Below are 18,056 nucleotides of genomic sequence, written 5' to 3'. Positions count from 1 at the left end.
CCCCCAGGGATGGGACGGGTAGGGGCGGCGGGGGCGGAATCCTCTCGGTCGGTCAGCGGCGTGGTGGCTCTCCGAACAGTTCCACCGCCGTGCGCACCTCCGACAGACCCTTCGACAGGGCGCTGACCGAACCGATGGAGCTCGCTATCAGAAGCAGGGAGCGGCGCAGGCGAGGGATCTCCGGAATGCCGCTGACGGCCATCGCCGCGAGGGCCGCCAACTCGTCCTCGGCAACGGCCCGATCGGGAAACTCCGCCGGGTGCGCGGCCAGTTCACGACGCAATCGGGACACGGCGGAGCGCAACTCCGTCACCCTCGGGTCCTCGTCACTGCCGGTCACTGGCTTCTGCCCTAAGCTCCGCAACACAGCTCTCCCCCCTCTCGCACACACCGCCGTGCGCAAGTCCTGACCGTGCGCCGTCGCACGACCGGCCGCCCCGTGGCGCCGGTCGAGCGCTGGAGGTGGCGCGGGCCAGTAAACGCCAATCGATGTGGCGCGCGCCACTCCGTGGACCGAAATTCAGTCCTACGAAACCACCCGGCCCATCGACGGCCGCGGGCGCTCCCGCTCCGGGTCGGGTATGCAGGGGGCATGACGCACGAAAGCGGCCGGAGTGAGGGCGAGGACAGCCAGGAAGCGGGGCCCGGCAGCAGCCCCGGCGAGGGGCACGACAGCGGTCCAGGCGAGAGGCCCGGAAGCAGCCCCGGCGGGGGGCACGACAGCAGCCCGAGCGGGGGGAAGGACCACGGTCGGCCAAGGCCCGAGGGCCACAGGCCGCCGGCGGCTCCCGGCCGAGCCGCCGAGCACGGCGTCGTCGGCCTCCTCCTGGCCGCCGGTGGTGGGCGGCGCCTCGGTGGCCGCCCCAAGGCACTGCTCCCCCATCGAGGGCGCCCCCTGGTCGAACACGCGGTGGCGGTGTTGCGGGCGGGCGGCTGTTCCCGGGTTCATGTGGTCCTGGGGGCGGAGGCGGCGGCCGTACGCGCGCGGGCCGATCTGTCCGGCTGTGTGGTCGTGGACAACCCGGAGTGGACCGAGGGCATGGGGTCGTCGTTGCGGGCCGGGCTGGAGTCGCTGGCCGGGACGGGTGCCGAGGCCGCGCTGGTCTCGCTCGTCGACCAGCCGGGGATCGGGCCGGAGGCCGTGGCCCGCCTGCTCGCCTCGTACGGTCCGGGCAGACCCGGCGGTTCACACGGAGCGCTCGCGGCAGCCGCGTACGACGGTGAGCGGGGCCATCCCGTCCTCTTCGGTGCCGACCACTGGGCCGGGATCGCGGCGAGTGCCACCGGCGACCGGGGGGCACGCGCGTATCTGAAGGCGCACGCCGACGCGATCGCACTCGTCGAGTGCGGGGATGTGGCGCGGCCGTACGACATCGACACGGAGGCGGATCTCATCCACTTGCAGTGACTCGGCGCCCTCCTCCCTCGCCCCGAAGAATCTCGACATCAACAAAACATTGAACTTCCACTATGAGGAAACTACTATCCACTGTTCAGAAGCGCCCCATCGATCCGAGGGCGTTCAACGCCCCACCCGGGTCGACCGACACCCGGTGCCACGCCCGCTGAAGGAAGTGACAGCTCATGTCCGCACCAGCGCCGTCCCCGCTGGCCATCGTCGACGCCGAGCCCCTGCCCCGCCAGGACGAGATCCTCACCGACGCGGCCCTCGCCTTCGTGGCCGAGCTGCACCGGCGGTTCACGCCCCGACGTGACGAGTTGCTCGCCCGCCGTGCGGAGCGCCGCGCCGAGATCGCCCGTACCTCGACGCTCGACTTCCTGCCGGAGACGGCCGCGATCCGCGCCGACGACTCCTGGAAGGTGGCCCCCTCCCCCGCGGCCCTGGACGACCGCCGCGTCGAGATCACCGGCCCCACCGACCGCAAGATGACGATCAACGCCCTCAACTCCGGCGCGCGGATCTGGCTCGCGGACTTCGAGGACGCCTCGGCGCCGACCTGGGAGAACGTGGTCCTCGGCCAGGTGAACATGGCCGACGCGTACACCCGGAACATCGACTTCACCGACCCGCGGACCGGCAAGTCGTACGCCCTGCGCCCGAACGAGGAGCTGGCGACGGTCGTCATGCGCCCGCGCGGCTGGCACCTCGACGAGCGTCACCTCGTCGACGCCGACGGCACCCCGGTGCCCGGCGCGCTCGTCGACTTCGGCCTGTACTTCTTCCACAACGCCCAGCGGCTGCTCGACCTCGGCAAGGGCCCGTACTTCTACCTCCCGAAGACGGAGTCGCACCTGGAGGCCCGCCTCTGGAACGAGGTGTTCGTCTTCGCCCAGGACCATGTCGGCATCCCACAGGGCACCGTCCGCGCGACCGTTCTGATCGAGACGATCACGGCGGCGTACGAGATGGAGGAGATCCTCTACGAACTCCGCGACCACGCCTCCGGGTTGAACGCCGGCCGCTGGGACTACCTCTTCTCCATCGTCAAGAACTTCCGTGACGGCGGCGCCAAGTTCGTCCTCCCGGACCGCAACGCGGTGACGATGACGGCCCCGTTCATGCGCGCGTACACCGAACTCCTCGTCCGCACCTGCCACAAGCGCGGTGCACACGCGATCGGCGGCATGGCCGCGTTCATCCCGTCGCGGCGCGACGAGGAGGTCAACAAGGTCGCGTTCGAGAAGGTCAAGGCCGACAAGGACCGCGAGGCGAACGACGGCTTCGACGGCTCCTGGGTCGCCCACCCGGACCTGGTCCCGATCGCCATGGCCTCCTTCGACGCGGTCCTCGGTGACAAGCCCAACCAGAAGGACCGCCTCCGCGAGGACGTCCATGTCGAGGCGGCCGACCTGATCGCGATCGACTCACTGGACGCCAAGCCGACGTACGCCGGTCTCGTCAACGCCGTCCAGGTCGGCATCCGTTACATCGAGGCCTGGCTGCGCGGCCTCGGCGCCGTCGCCATCTTCAATCTCATGGAGGACGCGGCCACCGCCGAGATCTCCCGCTCCCAGATCTGGCAGTGGATCAACGCGGGCGTCGAGTTCGAGAACGGCGAGAAGGCCACGCCCGAGCTGGCCCGCAAGGTCGCCGCGGAGGAGCTGGCGAACATCCGCGCGGAGCTGGGCGAGGAGGCCTTCGCCGCCGGTCACTGGCAGCAGGCCCACGACCTGCTGCTGGAGGTCTCGCTCGACGAGAACTACGTGGACTTCCTGACGCTGCCGGCGTACGAGCAGCTGAAGGGCTGAGCCCCTTCGGAAAGCGGCGTCCGATCAGGAAGCAGGCTTGTCCGAGTGGCCCAGGGGTTTCCCCGGGGCCACTCGGTCGCGTACGGCCTGCTTGACGGCCGTCGGCTCGGGGAAGCCCTGGTCGCGGCGGTCCCAGACGACCTCGTCGCCCACGCGTACGACGAAGACGCCGCCGGTGCCGGGCTTCAGGGACAGCTCGGTCAGCTCGGTCTCGAAGGTGGTGAGCAGTTCCTGGGCCAGCCAGGCGGCGCGGGGCAGCCAGCGGCATTGCGTGCAGTACTCGATGGTTACGCGCTGCGGGGTCGCCGCCGCCGTTGTCCGCGCTGTCGTGTCCGTCATCCGAGGTGTACCGACCAATCCTGTTCCGCCGCCGGTTTGCCGTGCAGGTCGGGGACCCGTTTGAGCCAGTTCGGGCGGCCTTGCTGTGTCTTCGCCGTACGAAGGGCCTCCTCGGCGGCGAGTTCCTCCCGGGAGGGGAAGTCGGTGGGCAGCCAGGCCGCGGAGGCCCGGGCCCGGGCGGAGAGGTAGCGGACGTAGGCCTCGCGGATCTCGTCGGGCGTCGTGAAGCCCGGTTCGTCGGCCAGCCAGGCGTCCGGGACCTCGGCGACGATGTCGCGCAGCAGGTCGTCGGTCACGCGGGGCGCCAGCTCGGCGTCGGCGGCGCGGGTGTCCGGGGTGCAGTGCCCCAGGGCGTGGTGGCGGAAGTCGTACGACTTGTCCGGTGCCGTCGTGTCCCAGCGGTGGTGGAAGACCAGGGCGGCACCGTGGTCGATCAGCCAGAGGCGCGGGGGTGCGATGCCGAAGGTGGGCCAGATCATGAGGTTGGAGCTGTGGATGGTCCGGTCCACGTTGACGGTGAGGGCGTCCAGCCAGACGATCCGGCCGGCCTCCAGGGGGTCCACGCGGAACGTCTTGGCGACCTCGGGGGTGAAGTCCTTCGCGCCCGGCAGGAAGTCCATGCCGAGGTTGAGCCCCGCGCTCGCGCCGTGCAGGTCTCGCACCTCCTGGTGGGGCTCGTCCTCGGCGATCGTCGGATCGAAGTGCGTCAGCACCAGCTCCGGGAACCGCAGCCCCAGCGCTCGCGCCAGCTCCCCCACGATCACCTCGGCGACCAGCGCCTTGCGGCCCTGCGCGGAACCGGTGAACTTGACGACGTACGTCCCCAGGTCGTCGGCCTCGACGATGCCGGGGACGGAGCCGCCCGTCCGCAGGGGTGCGATGTAGCGGGTTGCGGTGACCTCCCTCAGCGCTATCACAGGCCCCCCAGCGCCTTTGCCTTAAGATCCACGGCCACCCCCACGTGAGTGCTCTGGCATGAAGTGAGCATAGTAACCGAGCGTGACGTAGTCGGTCATGGTCCTTCGGAGTCCGCGCCCGGCGTTTCCGGCTCGAGAAGTCGGGTCCTCTCCGGGGTGAACTCAGGGCGCGGGCGGTGATCCGGTCCTGCCGGATACGCGGCTCGACGGGGTCATCGCCGGCGGCGTCGAGCTTGGCGGCGTTCTCCAGCAGGTTGCCCACCGCCCGTTCGAGCCCGTGGATGCGGCCCCTGACCATGGATTCGTCGACGTCGAGCAGGACGAAGCGCCCGGTACGCCGATGCGCGCGCTGTGCCGCACGCCGGGCGAGCGCCGCCAGGTCCACCGGCTCCTCGGCCTCCTCCCGGTCCCGTGCCAGGGCCGGCTCGACGAGTTCGTCGACCAGTCGACCAGTCGGCCGAGTTCGTCGGTCTCGCCCTCGACGTCGTCCAGGAGCCGGTCACGGGCGTCCGGGGAGAGCTCGGTGACCCGGCGCGGCACGACGCAGTAAGGCCCGTAGCCTGGCGACGAGCTCGGGTACGGCGAAGGGATCGGTGAGCGATGGTTTCGACGCCGATGACCTGCGCGCGCCTGGCGGCCCGGCGGGGCGTGAGAATCGCCGCATGGACATCCGGCAGCTGACGTACTTCCTCGCGATCGTGGACCACGGCGGGTTCAACCGGGCCGCCTCGGCCCTGTACGTCTCACAGCCGGCGCTGTCGCAGACCGTGCGGTCGCTGGAACGGGATCTGGGGGCCGAGCTGTTCCACCGGATCGGCAAACGGGCCGTGCTCACGGAGGCGGGGGCAGCGCTGATCGAGCCCGCCCGCGCGGCCGTACGCGGCATGGAGACCGCACGGGCCAGTGTCGAAGCCGTCCATGAACTGCGCACCGGCAGGGTCGACATCGCCGCGATGCCCTCCCCGGCCGTCGAACCGCTCACCTCGATGGTCCGGGACTTCGGCCGCCGCCATCCCGGGGTGCAGGTCCGCGTCCGGGCCGCCTTCACCCCACAGGACGTCATCCAGATGGTGCGCACGGGCGCCGCCGAGCTGGGGTTGCTGACCACGCCCGGCCCACTGCCGGAGCGGGATGTCGTGTCCCACCCCGTCGGGGAACAGGGGTTCGTGCTGCTGACCCCGCCCGACGGCCCGTTCCCCGCGGACAGGCCGGTGGCGTGTGACGAGCTGTCCGGGCACCGGCTGATCATCGTGCAGCGGGGTACGGCCGGTCGTGCCTACGTGGACGAACTGCGCGAGCGCGGCGTGGAGTTCACCGTCGCCGCCGAGACCGAGCACCGGGTGTCGGTGCTGCCGCTCGTACTGGCGGGCGTGGGTCTTGCGGTGGTGACCGATTCCTGGCGCGCCGTGGCGGAGCGGGCGGGGGCGATGGTGCTCGGCCTGGAGCCGAGCCCCGTGCTGCGCATCGGCCTGATCAGCCGAAGGGGACGGCTGTCTCCGGCGGCCCGGGCTTTCCTGGACCGCGCCCTGGCAGGCCGGAACACTCCTGGACAGGGCCCTTATCAGGCGTGCTTATAAGCGATATCCGGATCGTGTCTTGGACGCGCCGTCCGGCCCGCTGCTGCAATCGGCCGCATGACGAACCACCGCATCGCCCTCATCCCCGGCGACGGCATCGGCACCGAGGTGCTCCCGCCCGCCCAGCAGGTCCTGGACGCGGTCGGCCGCCGCCACGGCATCACGTTCTCCTACACCTCCTACGACTGGTCCTGCGAGCGCTACCTGCGCGAGGGCGCGATGATGCCCGAGGACGGACTGGACCGGCTGCGTGAGGCGGACGCCATCCTGCTGGGCGCCGTGGGCTACCCGGGCGTCCCCGACCATGTCTCCCTGTGGGGACTGCTGATCCCCATCCGCCGCCACTTCCGCCAGTACGTCAACCTGCGGCCGATCCGGGTCTTCGAGGGCGTGGACAGTCCGCTGCGGGCCGCCGTCGCGGGTGAGGTCGACCTGGTCGTCGTACGGGAGAACGTCGAGGGCGAGTACAGCGAGATCGGCGGCCGGCTGAACCGGGGGACGCCGGAGGAGCTGGCCGTCCAGGAGGCGGTGTTCACGCGGGCCGGGGTCACCCGGGTCGCCGACTACGCCTTCTCGCTCGCCGCCCGCCGCCGCGGGAAGCTGACCTCCGCCACCAAGTCCAACGGCATCATCCACACCATGCCGTTCTGGGACGAGCTGGTCGCCGAGCGCGCCGCGGCGCACCCCGGCGTCACCTGGGACCAGGAGCACATCGACGCGCTGGCCGCCAAGTTCGTCCTCGACCCGGCCCGCTTCGACGTGGTCGTCGCCTCCAACCTCTTCGGCGACATCCTCAGCGATCTCGCCGCCGCCGTGGCCGGCTCGATCGGCATCGCCCCCTCCGCGAGCCTCAACCCCGAGCGCGCGTACCCGTCGATGTTCGAGCCGGTGCACGGCTCCGCCCCCGACATCGCCGGCCAGGGCATCGCCAACCCGCTGGGCGCGATCGGCTCGGCGGCCCTGCTGCTCGACCACCTCGGGCACCCCGAGGCCGCGCGAGACGTCGACGCCGCCATCGCCGCCGTCCTGGCCAAGTCGGACGTCCGCACCCGCGACCTGGGTGGTACGGCGACGACCGACGAGTTCACCGAGAAGCTGCTCGAACTCCTCTGACGCCTCTCTCCGGCACATCTCTCGCACGTCTCTCGCACGTCTCTCCACGGCACCTCTCTCCACTGGTGCGGCCGGCACGGACGGCGCCGTCCGCACCAGTGGATCACCGTGCGGTCGGCTCGGCGGGGAACGGGTTGGGCAGCGGGAGGTAGCGGGCGTCCGCGCCGTCCGCGCCCGTCCAGCGCAGCAGGAGGTTGGTCTTGCCGGGCAGGGTCGGGGAGTCGAGGAGGTCGGCGGCTTCCGGCAGGTCGCGGTGGAGTGCCAGCTCCCGTCGTACGGCGGGCCAGGGGTCGAGGTGCGGATGGTGCTCGGTGAGGGCCGCCGCGATCTCCAGGATGTTGTTGACGACCAGGCAGTAGCGGAGTCGTTCCCGGCCCGCCTCGCGGGTCACGTCCGACAGGAGCTTCACGCCCTCCGCGTCGCGGTAGAGGGCCTGTACGGGGGTGCCGGAGGGGTCGCAGGCGATGACGGTGTTCTGGAGGTGGGCCTCGAGGACGACGCCGTGGTGATGGAAGGCGCCGAGGGCCGGGGGGACGACCGCGCGCAGATACGCCTGCCACCAGCCCTCGGGGTCGGTGGTGCGGACCAGCGGGTTGGTCGGGAACGCTTCGGCGCTCTCGGTGAGGGCGGCGCCGAGGAAGGGGGTCGTGCCGGGGGGCAGATGCGTGCCCAGGCCGTCGCGGACCAGTACCGCCAACTCCTCGAAGGCGAAGTCGGCGGTGCGGTAGCCGCGGTCGCTCAGCCAGGCGCCCGGCAGGTCGGCGAAGGCCGCGGTGACCGCCGAGTCCGTGCGGCGCAGTTCAAGCAGGTCGTGGCGCCACAGGCGACGGATGTCGTTGGTGATGCGCACGTCCAGGCTGAACTTGAGGAAGAGGTCGGGCTCGGCGACACCCTCGGCACCGAGGTCGGCGGCGCTCCCGGGACCGGTTCTCGGAGCGCCCCCGGAAACGGGCGCCGGTACGTACACCGTCCGGATCGCCGCAGTCGGCCACACCTCGGTCTCCGTCCGGCCCAGCCGTACGAGCCGGCCGTCGGCGAATGCGTCCGCCAACTCCCGGACCGCGAGGTCGAGTTGCCAGGGGTGGGCGGGCAGGAGGCGGTAGCCGGGTGGGGCCGTGCCCAGAGCGTCGAGGGCGGTGGTGTCGCCCTCCTCGACCACCGTGTCCTCGCGGACGCCGAGCAGTTCCAGCGGGAAGCGGGCGTACGCCTCGGGCGCGTACGGCAACCAGGCGGCGGGCGGGCCACCGCCGCGGGCCTTGGGGGCGGGGTGGTACGGGTGCCCGGTGATCAGGGACTGCTCGGAGCGGATGTACGGGTCCTCGGGTGCTGTCGCCCGGGCGCGGGCGGTGAGGACGGCGGCCACGGTCTCGCGGCTGTCGAGCATCTCGGCGGGGAGTTCGGAGTTGGGCGGGCCGGTGAGGAGGCGCAGTTCCTCGGCGGTGAGTTTGACCAGTTCCGTATGGGTGAGTCGGTGCCAGGTGCCGTTGGTGAGCAGTTCGGGGTCCGTGGGGCGGCGTGTACCCTGCACGCGCAGCAGGCGTCCGCTGGCCGTGAGACGGTGCACACCGGGGTCGACGGGCTCCGCCGTCTCCCTCAGGAGACAGTTGAGCAGGGGCGCGGCGGCGAGGGCGTCGGCGGTCCGGCCGATGCCGTCATCAGGGGTATTGGCGTCCACGGGGTCCATTCGTTCCATACGGTGCACTCGTGATCAGTATCTCTGCCGCCATGCGTCGCGACGAAGCGGTGCGGGCAGTGGTCGTACGCCATCGCGTCACCGTCACCGTCCCCGTACCCGTACCCGCCCGTCCGTGTACCCGCCCGCCCCCGTATCCGCACCCTCCGTGCCCCCGCCCCCGCCCCCGCACCCCCGTACCCGCACCCGAGGAGTCCGCCCGTGGACCGTCGTCCGTTGTCCGATGCCGAGACGGTGCTCGGCGCCGAGCTGGCCGCCGTGCGCCGCGATCTGAGCCGGCCGTACGCGGCCGAGCTCCCCGGGGCCCGGGCGGCCGTGCTGTCCCGGCTGTGGCGGGCCCTCGTCCATGAACCGCTGCCGTGGGTCGCCCGTTGGGAGAGGACGGGCGACTCGGTCGTGCTCCGGCTCGCCGACGGGCGGCGGCTGCACGGCCCGGCCGTCGACCCGTACGCCACCGCCGCGCACACCTTCGAGGTGCGGCTCGACGAGCGGTCGTACGACCGTCCGGCGCGGCTGATGACCGCCCTGGCCGTTCCGCACAGCGCCTCCTTCGCCGCCGAACTCGACAACAGCGTGGCCTCGTTGGCACTGTCCCGCGCCGACCGGGCGGCGACGGACGTGTCCCCGGTGACGAGTTGGGAGTGGGAGCAGTCGATCGTCGACGGTCATCCTTTCCACCCCAACTGCCGTTCCCGGCCCGGGTTCTCGGCGGCCGACCAGCTGGCGTACGGGCCGGAGCACCGGCCGGTCGTACGGCTGGGTCTGGCGCCCGTGGACGACGCGGTGGTGGTCGGGGAGTGGCCGGAGCGGTTCCGGGACGGTGGGCGGGTGCTGATCCCGGTCCATCCGTGGCAGGCGGCGCATGTGCTCAAGAGCCCGGCGGAGGAGCGCGGGATCGACGCCCACCCCCTGATGTCCCTGCGCACCCTCGCCCTCCCGGACTTCCCGGGTTCCCCGGGCCTGCCGGGCGGCGGGCCGCACGTCAAGACCGCGCTGAGCGCCCGGCTGACCTCCTCCGTGCGGGACATCTCGGTCTACTCGATCGAGAACTCGGCGGTCGTCTCGGACTTCATGGCGGAGGTCGCCACCCGCGCGGACGGTCTGCTGCACGTCACCCGCACGCTCGGCGCGGTCACCGCCGGTTCGCCCGATCTGGCGGCGGTGTTGCGTGAGTCGCCGGAGACGTACGTGGACACGGCGGCCGGTGAGCGGGTCGTGCCGGTGGCCGCGCTCGCGACGACCGAGCTGCCCCGATCGGCCTCCTGGCTGGCGGAGTTCAGCCGACTCGCGCTCACGGTCTGCCTCCGGCTGCTCGACCTGGGGGTGGCCCTGGAGGCGCACGGCCAGAACCTCCTGGTGGTCCTGTCGCCGTCGGGTGCCCCGCTGCGGCTGGTCTACCGCGACCTGGCGGACATCCGCGTCAGTCCCGCCCGCCTCGCCCGGCACGGCATCCCGGCACCGGCGCTGACCGGCCGCATCGTCACGGACGACGAGACCACCCTGCGCCGCAAGCTGTTCGGTGCCCTGGTCACGGGCACGCTCGGCGCCACGGCCGGTTCGACACCCGTACTGCGCGAGGCGCTCACCACCGCCGTACGGGATCTGCCGCGCACCCCCGACCTCGCCACGCTGCTGGAGGGGCCGGTACCGACGAAGGCCCTGACCCTGATGCGGCTTTCACCGGAGAGGCCGGGAGACATCTGGGCGGAGGTGCCGAGTCCGCTGCGGTGAGCGGAGGGGGCCGGGTGGTCCCTCGGGTACTCGTGACGTTCTCGTTGTCGATCCGGTGAAGGGCCGGTCTCGTTGTCGATCCGGTGAACGGCCGGTCTCGTTTTGAAGCGTGGCCCCCTGGATCAATAGGATCCGCCGATGATCACAAGACAACGGCTGGCAGCAGGGGTGCTCGTCCTGCTCGCCGCCCTGACGGTCGGGATCGGCGTCCCGTCCACGGCCGTCGCCGACGAGACCACGGCCACCGCGCCCAAGGTCAACCTCCTGCTGGACGTCAGCGGTTCGATGCGGGCGAAGGACATCGACGGGCAGTCCCGGATGGCCGCGGCGAAGCAGGCGTTCAACGAGGTGCTGGACGCCACGCCCGAGGAGGTCCAGCTCGGCATCCGCACCCTGGGCGCCAACTACCCGGGAGACGACCGCAAGACGGGCTGCAAGGACACCGCGCAGCTCTACCCGGTCGGGCCGCTGGACCGCACCGAGGCGAAGACGGCGGTGGCGACGCTGACGCCGACCGGCTGGACCCCGATCGGTCCGGCGCTGCTCAAGGCGGCCGACGACCTGGAGGGCGGCGAGGGCACCAAGCGGATCGTGCTGATCAGCGACGGCGAGGACACCTGCGCCCCGCTCGACCCGTGCGAGGTGGCCCGTGAGATCGCGGCGAAGGGCATCGGCCTGACCATCGACACGCTCGGCCTGGTGCCGAACGCCAAGATGCGGCTGCAGCTCAGCTGTATCGCCGAGGCCACCGGCGGCACATACACCTCGATCGAGCACCGCGACGAACTCACCGACCGCGTCAACCAGTTGGTGGACCGCGCCGCCGACCCGGTGGTCGTGCCGAAGGCCGTCGAGGGCGCCGAGGCGTGCGCGAAGGCTCCGACCCTGGAGTCGGGCCTGTACACCGACCGCGAGGAGTTCGCGCAACAGCGCTGGTACCGCGTGGAGATGAAGCCGGGCCAGGAACTGCGTGCCTCGGTGAGCGTCGCGGCGGACCGTGACGTCAACCCCGACTACGGGGTGCTGCTGCGGGCGGTGACCGTCAAGAACCGCGAGATCGTACGCGGCGAGGCGGCCGGCAACGGTCGTACCGACGTCATCTCGACCGGCTTGCGCTACCCGAAGCCGGAGGCCGAGGACGAGGAGGACGAGGATGTCGCCGAGACCGTGTGTCTGCAGGTGACCAACTCCTACTCGCCGGCGAGCGGGGTGAAGACCACGCCCGGTCTGCCGCTCGAAATCACCGTCGACATCGTGGACGGGCCCGACCAGGCGAGCGACGTGGCCTCCTTCGGCCTCGGCCGCGGCTGGTGGCTGCTCGGCGTGCTGGTGCTCGTCGGATTCCTGGCGGGTGTGCTGTGGGGCTGGCTGTCACGCTGGCGGGTCGCGGTCTGGAGGACCAACTGATGAGGACTCTGAAGGACCGTCCGATGCGGGCTCTGAAGGACCGTCCGACGCGGGCTCTGAAAGACCGTCCGACGCGGATCACACGTGTGGTGGGCGCCGCCCTGCTGATGCTGGGCCTCGCCGTGTCCCCGGCCGTCGCCGACTCCACCCCCTCCCCGAGCCCCTCGGAGAACGGTGAGGCGCCCACCGAGGCGGGCACCTCCTTCCGTACGGCGGCGGAGTTCGAGCAGGGGCAGACCGCGACGGCCAGCGCCTCGACCGGCGACTACCTGTACTGGTCGTTCCCGGCGGACGCCGGGCAGCGGCCCACGGTACGGGCGACCGTCAAGCTGCCCGCGGGGGCACAGTCCTCCTCCACCTGGCAGATCGACGTGTACGACGGACTGCGACACCGCCAGGCCTGCCAGTACGGGGCGCAGACCCGCACGGCCGGGGCGGAGGCCACCTCCGTGGAGCTGTCCTGCACCCTGCGTACAGTGCGCGCCTGGGCGGAGCAGTGGTCCGACGACCCGCTGCCGGGCACGTACTACATCCGCCTCACCACGACCCGGCTGGCCACGGCCGACCTGGGCCTGCCGATCAGCACCGAGATCGAGGTCGACTCCAAGGACATCGGCGGTTCGGCGGCGGTCGACGGCTCGCTGGCGAAGCCGCTGGTACCGGGGATCGCGGTGACCTCCCAGCAGGAGGACGAGGACGCGTCGGACGAGGCCGTGCTCTCCTCCCTCGAACCGGACGACGGCTGGACCTCCGGCTGGTGGAGCGACCGCTGGGTATGGACGGCGCTCGGCGCGGTGCTGGCGGCCCTGGCGGGCATCGGCGGCTACTCGCTGACACGGGGTTCGGGCCGCCCGGCGAGGGTGCCACCGCCGGGAGCTTGACGCTCCAGGTCAAGGGCCCGCTGAGCCGAGGTCGGTTCAGCGGGCCTTTGGGCGCCGACACTCAAACTTCCCGCAACCCCTTCGCCAAGGCCCCCTCCCCCACCACCTCGACCCGCCCCTGCCGCACCGCGTCCAGAAGGCTCGACTCCCCCCGGTCAATCGCGCCGCAGGCCCCCGCGTCGAACACCAGCCGCGCATCCGGCACCTCGGGCGCGGGCCCGTCCCCGTACACCGGCCGCCCCTCCTCGGCCCCGACCCACACATGGAACACGCCCTCCTCCAACCGGACTTCGAGGAGACCGGCGGCGAAGCCGTCGAGCCCCCGCAGCAGCGGCAGGGCGAACCAATGCGCACGTACGGCGTCGGTGGGCCGGCGCTCGCCCAGCGCCGCCTCCCCCCACGCGCCCAGCGCCTGCAGCACGGGCAGCAACTCACGCCCCCGACCGGTGAGTTCGTACACATACGCGGCACCCGGCGGGGGCAGCCGACGTCGTGTCGACAGCCCGTCCCGCTCCATGTCCTTCAGCCGTGACGCAAGAACATCCGTGCTGACGCCCGGGAGGTCCGCGTGGAGGTCCGTGTAGCGGCGCGGCCCGGCCAGCAGTTCGCGCACGATCAGCAGGGTCCAGCGGTCGCCGACGAGGTCGAGCGCACGGGCGGCGGAACAGTACTGGTCGTAGCTTCGGCGAGGTGACATGCGACGCAGTCTAGACGTGTCGTTGGACTTTCCAAGCGACTACTTGGTAAAACCAAGCAACACCACGAACCGGAGGGGCGTAAGCGCATGGAGTTCCGGCAGTCGAGCAAGCTCAGCGGGGTCTGCTACGAGATCCGCGGCCCGGTGATCGAGCACGCCAACGCGCTGGAGGAGGCGGGCCACAGCGTGCTGCGCCTGAACACCGGCAACCCCGCGCTCTTCGGTTTCGAGGCGCCGGAGGAGATCGTCCAGGACATGATCCGGATGCTCCCGCAGGCGCACGGCTACACGGACTCGCGCGGCATCCTCTCGGCCCGCCGGGCGGTCGCCCAGCGCTACCAGGACCGGGGCCTGGAAGTGGACGTCGACGACGTCTTCCTCGGCAACGGCGTCTCCGAGCTGGTCTCGATGGCCGTACAGACACTGGTGGAGGACGGCGACGAGATCCTGATCCCGGCCCCGGACTTCCCCCTCTGGACAGCGGTGACCACCCTCGCCGGCGGCAAGGCGGTCCACTACCTCTGCGACGAACAGGCCGACTGGTACCCGGACCTGGACGACATGGCGGCCAAGATCACCGACCGCACCAAGGCCGTCGTCATCATCAACCCGAACAATCCCACCGGCGCGGTCTACCCGAAGGAGATCATCGAGGGCATCCTCGACCTCGCCCGCCGCCATGGCCTGATGGTCTTCGCCGACGAGATCTACGACCAGATCCTGTACGACGACGCCGTGCACCACTCGGCCGCCGCGCTCGCCCCCGACCTGGTCGTCCTCACCTTCTGCGGTCTGTCCAAGACATACCGCGTCGCGGGCTTCCGCTCCGGCTGGCTGGTCGTCACCGGCCCCCGGCAGCACGCCCGCAACTACCTGGAGGGCCTGACCATGCTGGCCTCCATGCGACTGTGCGCCAACGCCCCCGCCCAGTACGCCATCCAGGCCGCGCTCGGCGGCCGCCAGTCCATCGACGACCTGACCAGGCCCGGCGGACGCCTCCACGACCAGCGCGACGTCGTCTGGCGGAAGCTCAACGAGATCCCCGGCGTGTCGTGCGTGAAGCCGAAGGGCGCCCTGTACGCCTTCCCCCGCATCGACCCCAAGGTCCACAAGATCCACGACGACGAGAAGTTCGTCCTGGACCTGCTGTTGAGGGAGAAGATCCAGGTGGTCCAGGGCACCGGCTTCAACTGGCCCACCCCGGACCACTTCCGCATCCTGACCCTCCCCCACGCGGAGGACCTGGACGCGGCGATCAGCCGGATCGGGCGGTTCCTCAGCGGGTACCGGCAGTAGGCCCGGGGCGCATCAGTCGCAGATCCTCGCCCCAGGCGTCCAGGACGGGTCCGTGGCCGGCTTCTCGTGCCGCGGCCTCGACCTGGCCGAAGAGCCGCCGTTGCTCGTCCGTGTGCCCCGTCGCCGTGATCCGTGCGACGGTGTCGAGAAGTGGCTTCGTCTCCCAGCCCGGCAGGGGGAAGCGCTCCAGTTCCCACTCCAGGTACTTGTTGTAGGGGCGGGGACGCCGGTGCAGGGTGAACAGCAGGTCCAGCAGGAAGCGCACACTGTCGGCGGCGTCGAGCAGGGCCGCCAGGCGATGGCCGTCGCGGGCGTTCTTGACCGACCTGTAGACGGAGTTGGCGTAGGCGTCCAGCAGACCGGCCGCCTCCTGGAACGCCGCGTCGGCGTCGAGCCGGGCCTGGGCCGAGACGACCTCCGCGATCCGGCCGTCGAGCCGGTCGAGCACGACGTGGGCTCGGGCGAGGGCGTACCGCTCGTATCCGCCCAGCTCACGGAAGGCACCGAAGGTGACGACGACCACGTCGAGTTCGGCGGACCGGTGGCCGTGGAGCCGCGCGAGGTCGCTGTCGGCCCCGTCGTCGAGGACCACGTACACATCGTGGTCGGAGCGCTCGGTGGCCATGCCGTCGTGCGCGTGCGAGCCCTTGAGGACGAGTCCGACGACGGCGGGGTCGGTGGTGACCCGGTCGAGCAGGACCTCGTAGGTCGGAGGGAAGCCGGGAAGCATGCGGTGATCTCCGGTGGGGTGAGTCGGGTGAGTCGGGTGAGTCACGGGGATGAACACGCCGGACGGCCTCGCGCCGAGGGGCGGTCGGAAGGCCACCGCGGAGTCGAGCGGGAGGCGCGGCGTACCGTTCGTGACGGCGGGGCGGGCGACAACGGTCCAGCTGATGACGGCGGCGTGGCCGCCGCCCGTGAGATCAACGCACGGTCGACACGCTAACCGTCCTTCTTCCGTTCCCGCACCCGTTTTCCGGCTCGGAGATCCGGTTCCTTTCCTCCGCAGGACCCTGTGTCGGTGGACCCTGTGTCGGTGGATCCGGTGTCGGTGGATCCGGTGTCGGTGGATCCGGTGTCGGTGGATCCGGTGTCGGTGGATCCGGTGTCGGTCGTGCGGGTAACCCTTCCCCATGACTGAGCGACCGCTGCTGCTCCTCGATGTCGACGGCCCCCTCAATCCCTTCGGCGCCCGTTTACGGCGCCCTCGCGGCTATGTGACGTGCCGGCTGCATCCGGCGAACTGGTCGGCGCGGCAGAAGCCGGGGTCGCGGCGGCTGCGGCGGGGGCTGCGGGTGTGGCTCAATCCGGCGCACGGGGAGCGGTTGTCGGCGCTGCCGTACGAGCTGGCGTGGGCGACGACGTGGATGCATGAGGCCAACGAGATGATCGGGCCGGTGATCGGGCTGCCGGGGGATCTGCCGGTCATCGAGTTCTCGAACCTGTTCGCGCCGGACCCGGAGGGGCTGTACTGGAAGACGCGGCAGGTGGTGGCGTGGGCGGCGGGGCGGCCGTTCGTCTGGGTCGACGACATGATCACCGACCTCGACGTACGGCATGTCGCCGCGCACCACGACGCGGCGGCGCTGCTGCTGCGGATCGATCCCCGCAAGGGGCTGCGGGAGCCGGAGTTCGCGGAGCTGGAGCGGTGGGCTCGCAGCCTGTGAGGCATGGGTGATCTCTTTCTGGTGCGGCACGGTGAGACCGAGTGGTCGTTGTCGGGGCAGCACACCAGCTGGACCGACCTTCCGCTGACGGACAACGGGCGGGCGCAGGCGCGCGGTCTCGCCCCGCTGCTCGCCTCGCACCACATCGGCGCCGTGTTCGTCAGCCCCATGAAGCGGGCCCAGGAGACGGCCGAACTGGCCGGGCTCACGGGGGCGCGCGTGGACGCGGATCTCTCCGAGTGGGACTACGGCGGGTACGAGGGGGTCACGACCGCCGAGATCCATCGCACCCGCCCGGACTGGTTCCTGTTCACGGACGGCGTCGCCCCCGGGCCGCCCGAGCATCCCGGGGAGAGCCCGGAGGAGGTCGGGGCACGTGCCGACCGGATGCTGGCGAAGGTGCACGCGGCGTCGGCGAACACCGAGGGGTGCGCGGTGCTCGTGGCGCACGGGCATTTCCTACGGATCCTCACCGCCCGCCGGCTCGGGCTGCCGGCCTCGGGTGGGGCACTGTTCCAGCTGGCCACCGGGACGGTCTGCCGGCTCGGTACGGAGCACGGGCGTCCGGTCATCGCCGGGTGGAACATCAGGCCCGGCCGGTAGTTCCCGGCAATCCCGGTTGGTCCGGGCAGTCCGGCACTCCGGCACTCCGGGGGCAGTTGTTGTGGCCCGGAGGGATTGTCAGACCCTCCTCGTAGTCTTCGAGTGGGCTGGTCCAAGGCTCCGCGTGGGCCGGTCAGTCCACCGGGGGGGGCGGACCATGGCCGGTTCGGGGGAAGGAGGATGCCGTGACACGACCGCCGACCGCCGCCCAGCGGCGGATCATCGATGCCGCCGAGCCCGTGACCGGGCGGCTGACGGGTACGGAGGCGCAGCTCGCCGCGCTGGTGAAGCGGGGGCTGGCGTTCCGGCATCCGCGCCCGCCGCACGACCACTTCCTGACTCCGGCGGGGCATCGCATACGGGAGGCTGCCGCCCGGGCGGCGGGGGCTGACCAGGTGTCAGGGTCGGCCCCGGCATCGGGTGCGGCTGCCGGTGCGTCCGCTTCCGCCACGGCCGCCGCGTCTGCCGCGCCCTCCGGGTCCGGCGCGTCGGGGGTGTTCGCCGCCCGGGTCGGCGGTGAGGAGGGCGCCGTGTCCGGGCCGGCGCGCGCACGTGAGGTGCACAGTGCCTGGCAGGGGCTGCTGGAGCTGCGCCGGATGACCAATCCGGACGGCGCCATGGACCGGCCGTGCGGCTGGGAGCGCACCCATCTCGTACAGGCGGCTGCGCTGGCCCTGGAGGCGGCGGGGCACCGTCCGGCGGGGGCGGCCCATGGGAGCCAGGCGGACCCGACGAATGCCGACGGCGGCTACCGGGTCCGGGCGACCGCGCAGCCGGAGGCCGTCGCCGTCCACGAACCGGACCCCGAGGCGCTACGGGCCTGCGCGGCGACGTTGGAGAAGGCGGGCTGGCAGGTGAGCGAGCACACCGATCCCCGTACGCGGGAGCGGTATCTGCTGGCCTCGCCGAGGAGGACGTAACGGTT

Annotated in this window: 18 protein-coding genes and 1 pseudogene; 12 read left to right on the top strand and 7 right to left on the bottom strand. The window is 71.6% G+C overall.

All coding sequences use genetic code 11. From position 1 onward, the window contains the following. Positions 1-52 precede the first annotated feature (52 nt). Complete coding sequence (locus STRIP9103_RS41525) at positions 53-367, bottom strand: DUF5955 family protein (protein ID WP_048821986.1); 315 nt, start codon at positions 365-367, stop codon at positions 53-55. 459 nt (positions 368-826) lie between these two features. Between STRIP9103_RS41525 and STRIP9103_RS41520 the strand changes: the two genes are divergently transcribed. Together STRIP9103_RS41520 and aceB are read left to right on the top strand one after the other, a co-directional pair. Continuing rightward, positions 827-1,408 (top strand): nucleotidyltransferase family protein, encoded by a 582-nt coding sequence (locus STRIP9103_RS41520; RefSeq protein WP_048821990.1) that lies wholly within the window; start codon positions 827-829, stop codon positions 1,406-1,408. A gap of 176 nt (positions 1,409-1,584) precedes the next feature. Then, on the top strand, positions 1,585-3,210 hold the full coding sequence (gene aceB, locus STRIP9103_RS41515) for a malate synthase A (protein ID WP_009339009.1): 1,626 nt from the start codon (positions 1,585-1,587) through the stop codon (positions 3,208-3,210). A 24-nt stretch (positions 3,211-3,234) separates the two neighbouring features. Here the strand turns inward: aceB and STRIP9103_RS41510 are convergent, their stop codons facing one another. Beyond that, complete coding sequence (locus STRIP9103_RS41510) at positions 3,235-3,549, bottom strand: Rdx family protein (protein WP_048821984.1); 315 nt, start codon at positions 3,547-3,549, stop codon at positions 3,235-3,237. Further along, entirely contained in the window at positions 3,546-4,466 is a 921-nt protein-coding gene (locus tag STRIP9103_RS41505) for a HipA family kinase (protein ID WP_009339002.1), read from the bottom strand. Before STRIP9103_RS41505 ends, STRIP9103_RS41510 begins: the two co-directional genes overlap by 4 nt. A gap of 277 nt (positions 4,467-4,743) precedes the next feature. On the opposite strand from STRIP9103_RS41505, the gene STRIP9103_RS50410 reads away from it, so the two are divergent. The 3 genes from STRIP9103_RS50410 to STRIP9103_RS41490 all read left to right on the top strand — a co-directional run bounded on the left by STRIP9103_RS50410 (position 4,744) and on the right by STRIP9103_RS41490 (position 7,156). Beyond that, a complete protein-coding gene (locus STRIP9103_RS50410) occupies positions 4,744-5,016 on the top strand; it encodes a hypothetical protein (RefSeq protein ID WP_048821982.1) in 273 nt (90 codons plus the stop codon). A 112-nt stretch (positions 5,017-5,128) separates the two neighbouring features. Then, positions 5,129-6,043 carry a LysR family transcriptional regulator gene (locus STRIP9103_RS41495; protein ID WP_009338993.1) on the top strand — a complete coding sequence of 305 codons (915 nt, stop codon included), beginning with the start codon at positions 5,129-5,131 and terminating at the stop codon, positions 6,041-6,043. 57 nt (positions 6,044-6,100) lie between these two features. After that, the gene (locus STRIP9103_RS41490) at positions 6,101-7,156 is read left to right on the top strand and encodes a tartrate dehydrogenase (RefSeq protein ID WP_009338998.1); all 1,056 of its coding nucleotides are present in this window, start codon (positions 6,101-6,103) and stop codon (positions 7,154-7,156) included. Positions 7,157-7,259: 103 nt separating this feature from the next. Here STRIP9103_RS41490 and STRIP9103_RS41485 read toward each other — a convergent pair whose 3' ends face one another. Beyond that, positions 7,260-8,840, bottom strand: coding sequence for an IucA/IucC family protein (locus tag STRIP9103_RS41485; protein ID WP_009338979.1), 1,581 nt, complete (start codon positions 8,838-8,840; stop codon positions 7,260-7,262). A 210-nt stretch (positions 8,841-9,050) separates the two neighbouring features. On the opposite strand from STRIP9103_RS41485, the gene STRIP9103_RS41480 reads away from it, so the two are divergent. The 3 genes from STRIP9103_RS41480 to STRIP9103_RS41470 all read left to right on the top strand — a co-directional run bounded on the left by STRIP9103_RS41480 (position 9,051) and on the right by STRIP9103_RS41470 (position 12,868). Continuing rightward, entirely contained in the window at positions 9,051-10,580 is a 1,530-nt protein-coding gene (locus STRIP9103_RS41480) for an IucA/IucC family protein (protein ID WP_009339000.1), read from the top strand. A 138-nt stretch (positions 10,581-10,718) separates the two neighbouring features. Beyond that, the gene (locus STRIP9103_RS41475; protein WP_048821981.1) at positions 10,719-11,987 is read left to right on the top strand and encodes a VWA domain-containing protein; all 1,269 of its coding nucleotides are present in this window, start codon (positions 10,719-10,721) and stop codon (positions 11,985-11,987) included. A 23-nt stretch (positions 11,988-12,010) separates the two neighbouring features. Further along, positions 12,011-12,868, top strand: coding sequence for a hypothetical protein (locus STRIP9103_RS41470; RefSeq protein ID WP_048821987.1), 858 nt, complete (start codon positions 12,011-12,013; stop codon positions 12,866-12,868). A gap of 61 nt (positions 12,869-12,929) precedes the next feature. On the opposite strand, the gene STRIP9103_RS41465 is transcribed toward STRIP9103_RS41470, so the two are convergent. Beyond that, positions 12,930-13,565: a winged helix-turn-helix transcriptional regulator gene (locus STRIP9103_RS41465; RefSeq protein WP_009338994.1), complete on the bottom strand. Its 636-nt coding sequence runs from the start codon at positions 13,563-13,565 to the stop codon at positions 12,930-12,932. Between the two features lie 87 nt (positions 13,566-13,652). On the opposite strand from STRIP9103_RS41465, the gene STRIP9103_RS41460 reads away from it, so the two are divergent. Further along, positions 13,653-14,861 carry a pyridoxal phosphate-dependent aminotransferase gene (locus tag STRIP9103_RS41460; protein WP_009338977.1) on the top strand — a complete coding sequence of 403 codons (1,209 nt, stop codon included), beginning with the start codon at positions 13,653-13,655 and terminating at the stop codon, positions 14,859-14,861. Here the strand turns inward: STRIP9103_RS41460 and STRIP9103_RS41455 are convergent. Both STRIP9103_RS41455 and STRIP9103_RS53680 read right to left on the bottom strand, forming a co-directional pair. Beyond that, positions 14,842-15,591 (bottom strand): hypothetical protein, encoded by a 750-nt coding sequence (locus tag STRIP9103_RS41455; protein WP_048821979.1) that lies wholly within the window; start codon positions 15,589-15,591, stop codon positions 14,842-14,844. The genes STRIP9103_RS41460 and STRIP9103_RS41455 overlap by 20 nt on opposite strands. 212 nt (positions 15,592-15,803) lie before the next feature. Further along, a pseudogene (locus STRIP9103_RS53680) lies at positions 15,804-15,923 on the bottom strand (hypothetical protein); the annotation flags it as partial. A 71-nt stretch (positions 15,924-15,994) separates the two neighbouring features. On the opposite strand from STRIP9103_RS53680, the gene STRIP9103_RS41450 reads away from it, so the two are divergent. From STRIP9103_RS41450 to STRIP9103_RS41440, 3 genes are all read left to right on the top strand, one after another. Further along, entirely contained in the window at positions 15,995-16,528 is a 534-nt protein-coding gene (locus STRIP9103_RS41450) for an HAD domain-containing protein (protein ID WP_009339004.1), read from the top strand. A gap of 3 nt (positions 16,529-16,531) precedes the next feature. Next, positions 16,532-17,131 carry a histidine phosphatase family protein gene (locus tag STRIP9103_RS41445; protein ID WP_009338991.1) on the top strand — a complete coding sequence of 200 codons (600 nt, stop codon included), beginning with the start codon at positions 16,532-16,534 and terminating at the stop codon, positions 17,129-17,131. A gap of 185 nt (positions 17,132-17,316) precedes the next feature. Next, positions 17,317-18,051: a hypothetical protein gene (locus STRIP9103_RS41440; RefSeq protein ID WP_048821977.1), complete on the top strand. Its 735-nt coding sequence runs from the start codon at positions 17,317-17,319 to the stop codon at positions 18,049-18,051. Positions 18,052-18,056 lie beyond the last annotated feature (5 nt).

Origin of the sequence: Streptomyces ipomoeae 91-03 (genome assembly GCF_000317595.1) — a bacterium.
Classification (GTDB): Bacteria; Actinomycetota; Actinomycetes; order Streptomycetales; family Streptomycetaceae; genus Streptomyces; species Streptomyces ipomoeae.
The sequence above is the reverse complement of the archived record's forward strand: the minus strand, read 5'-3'. Positions and strand labels throughout refer to the sequence as shown.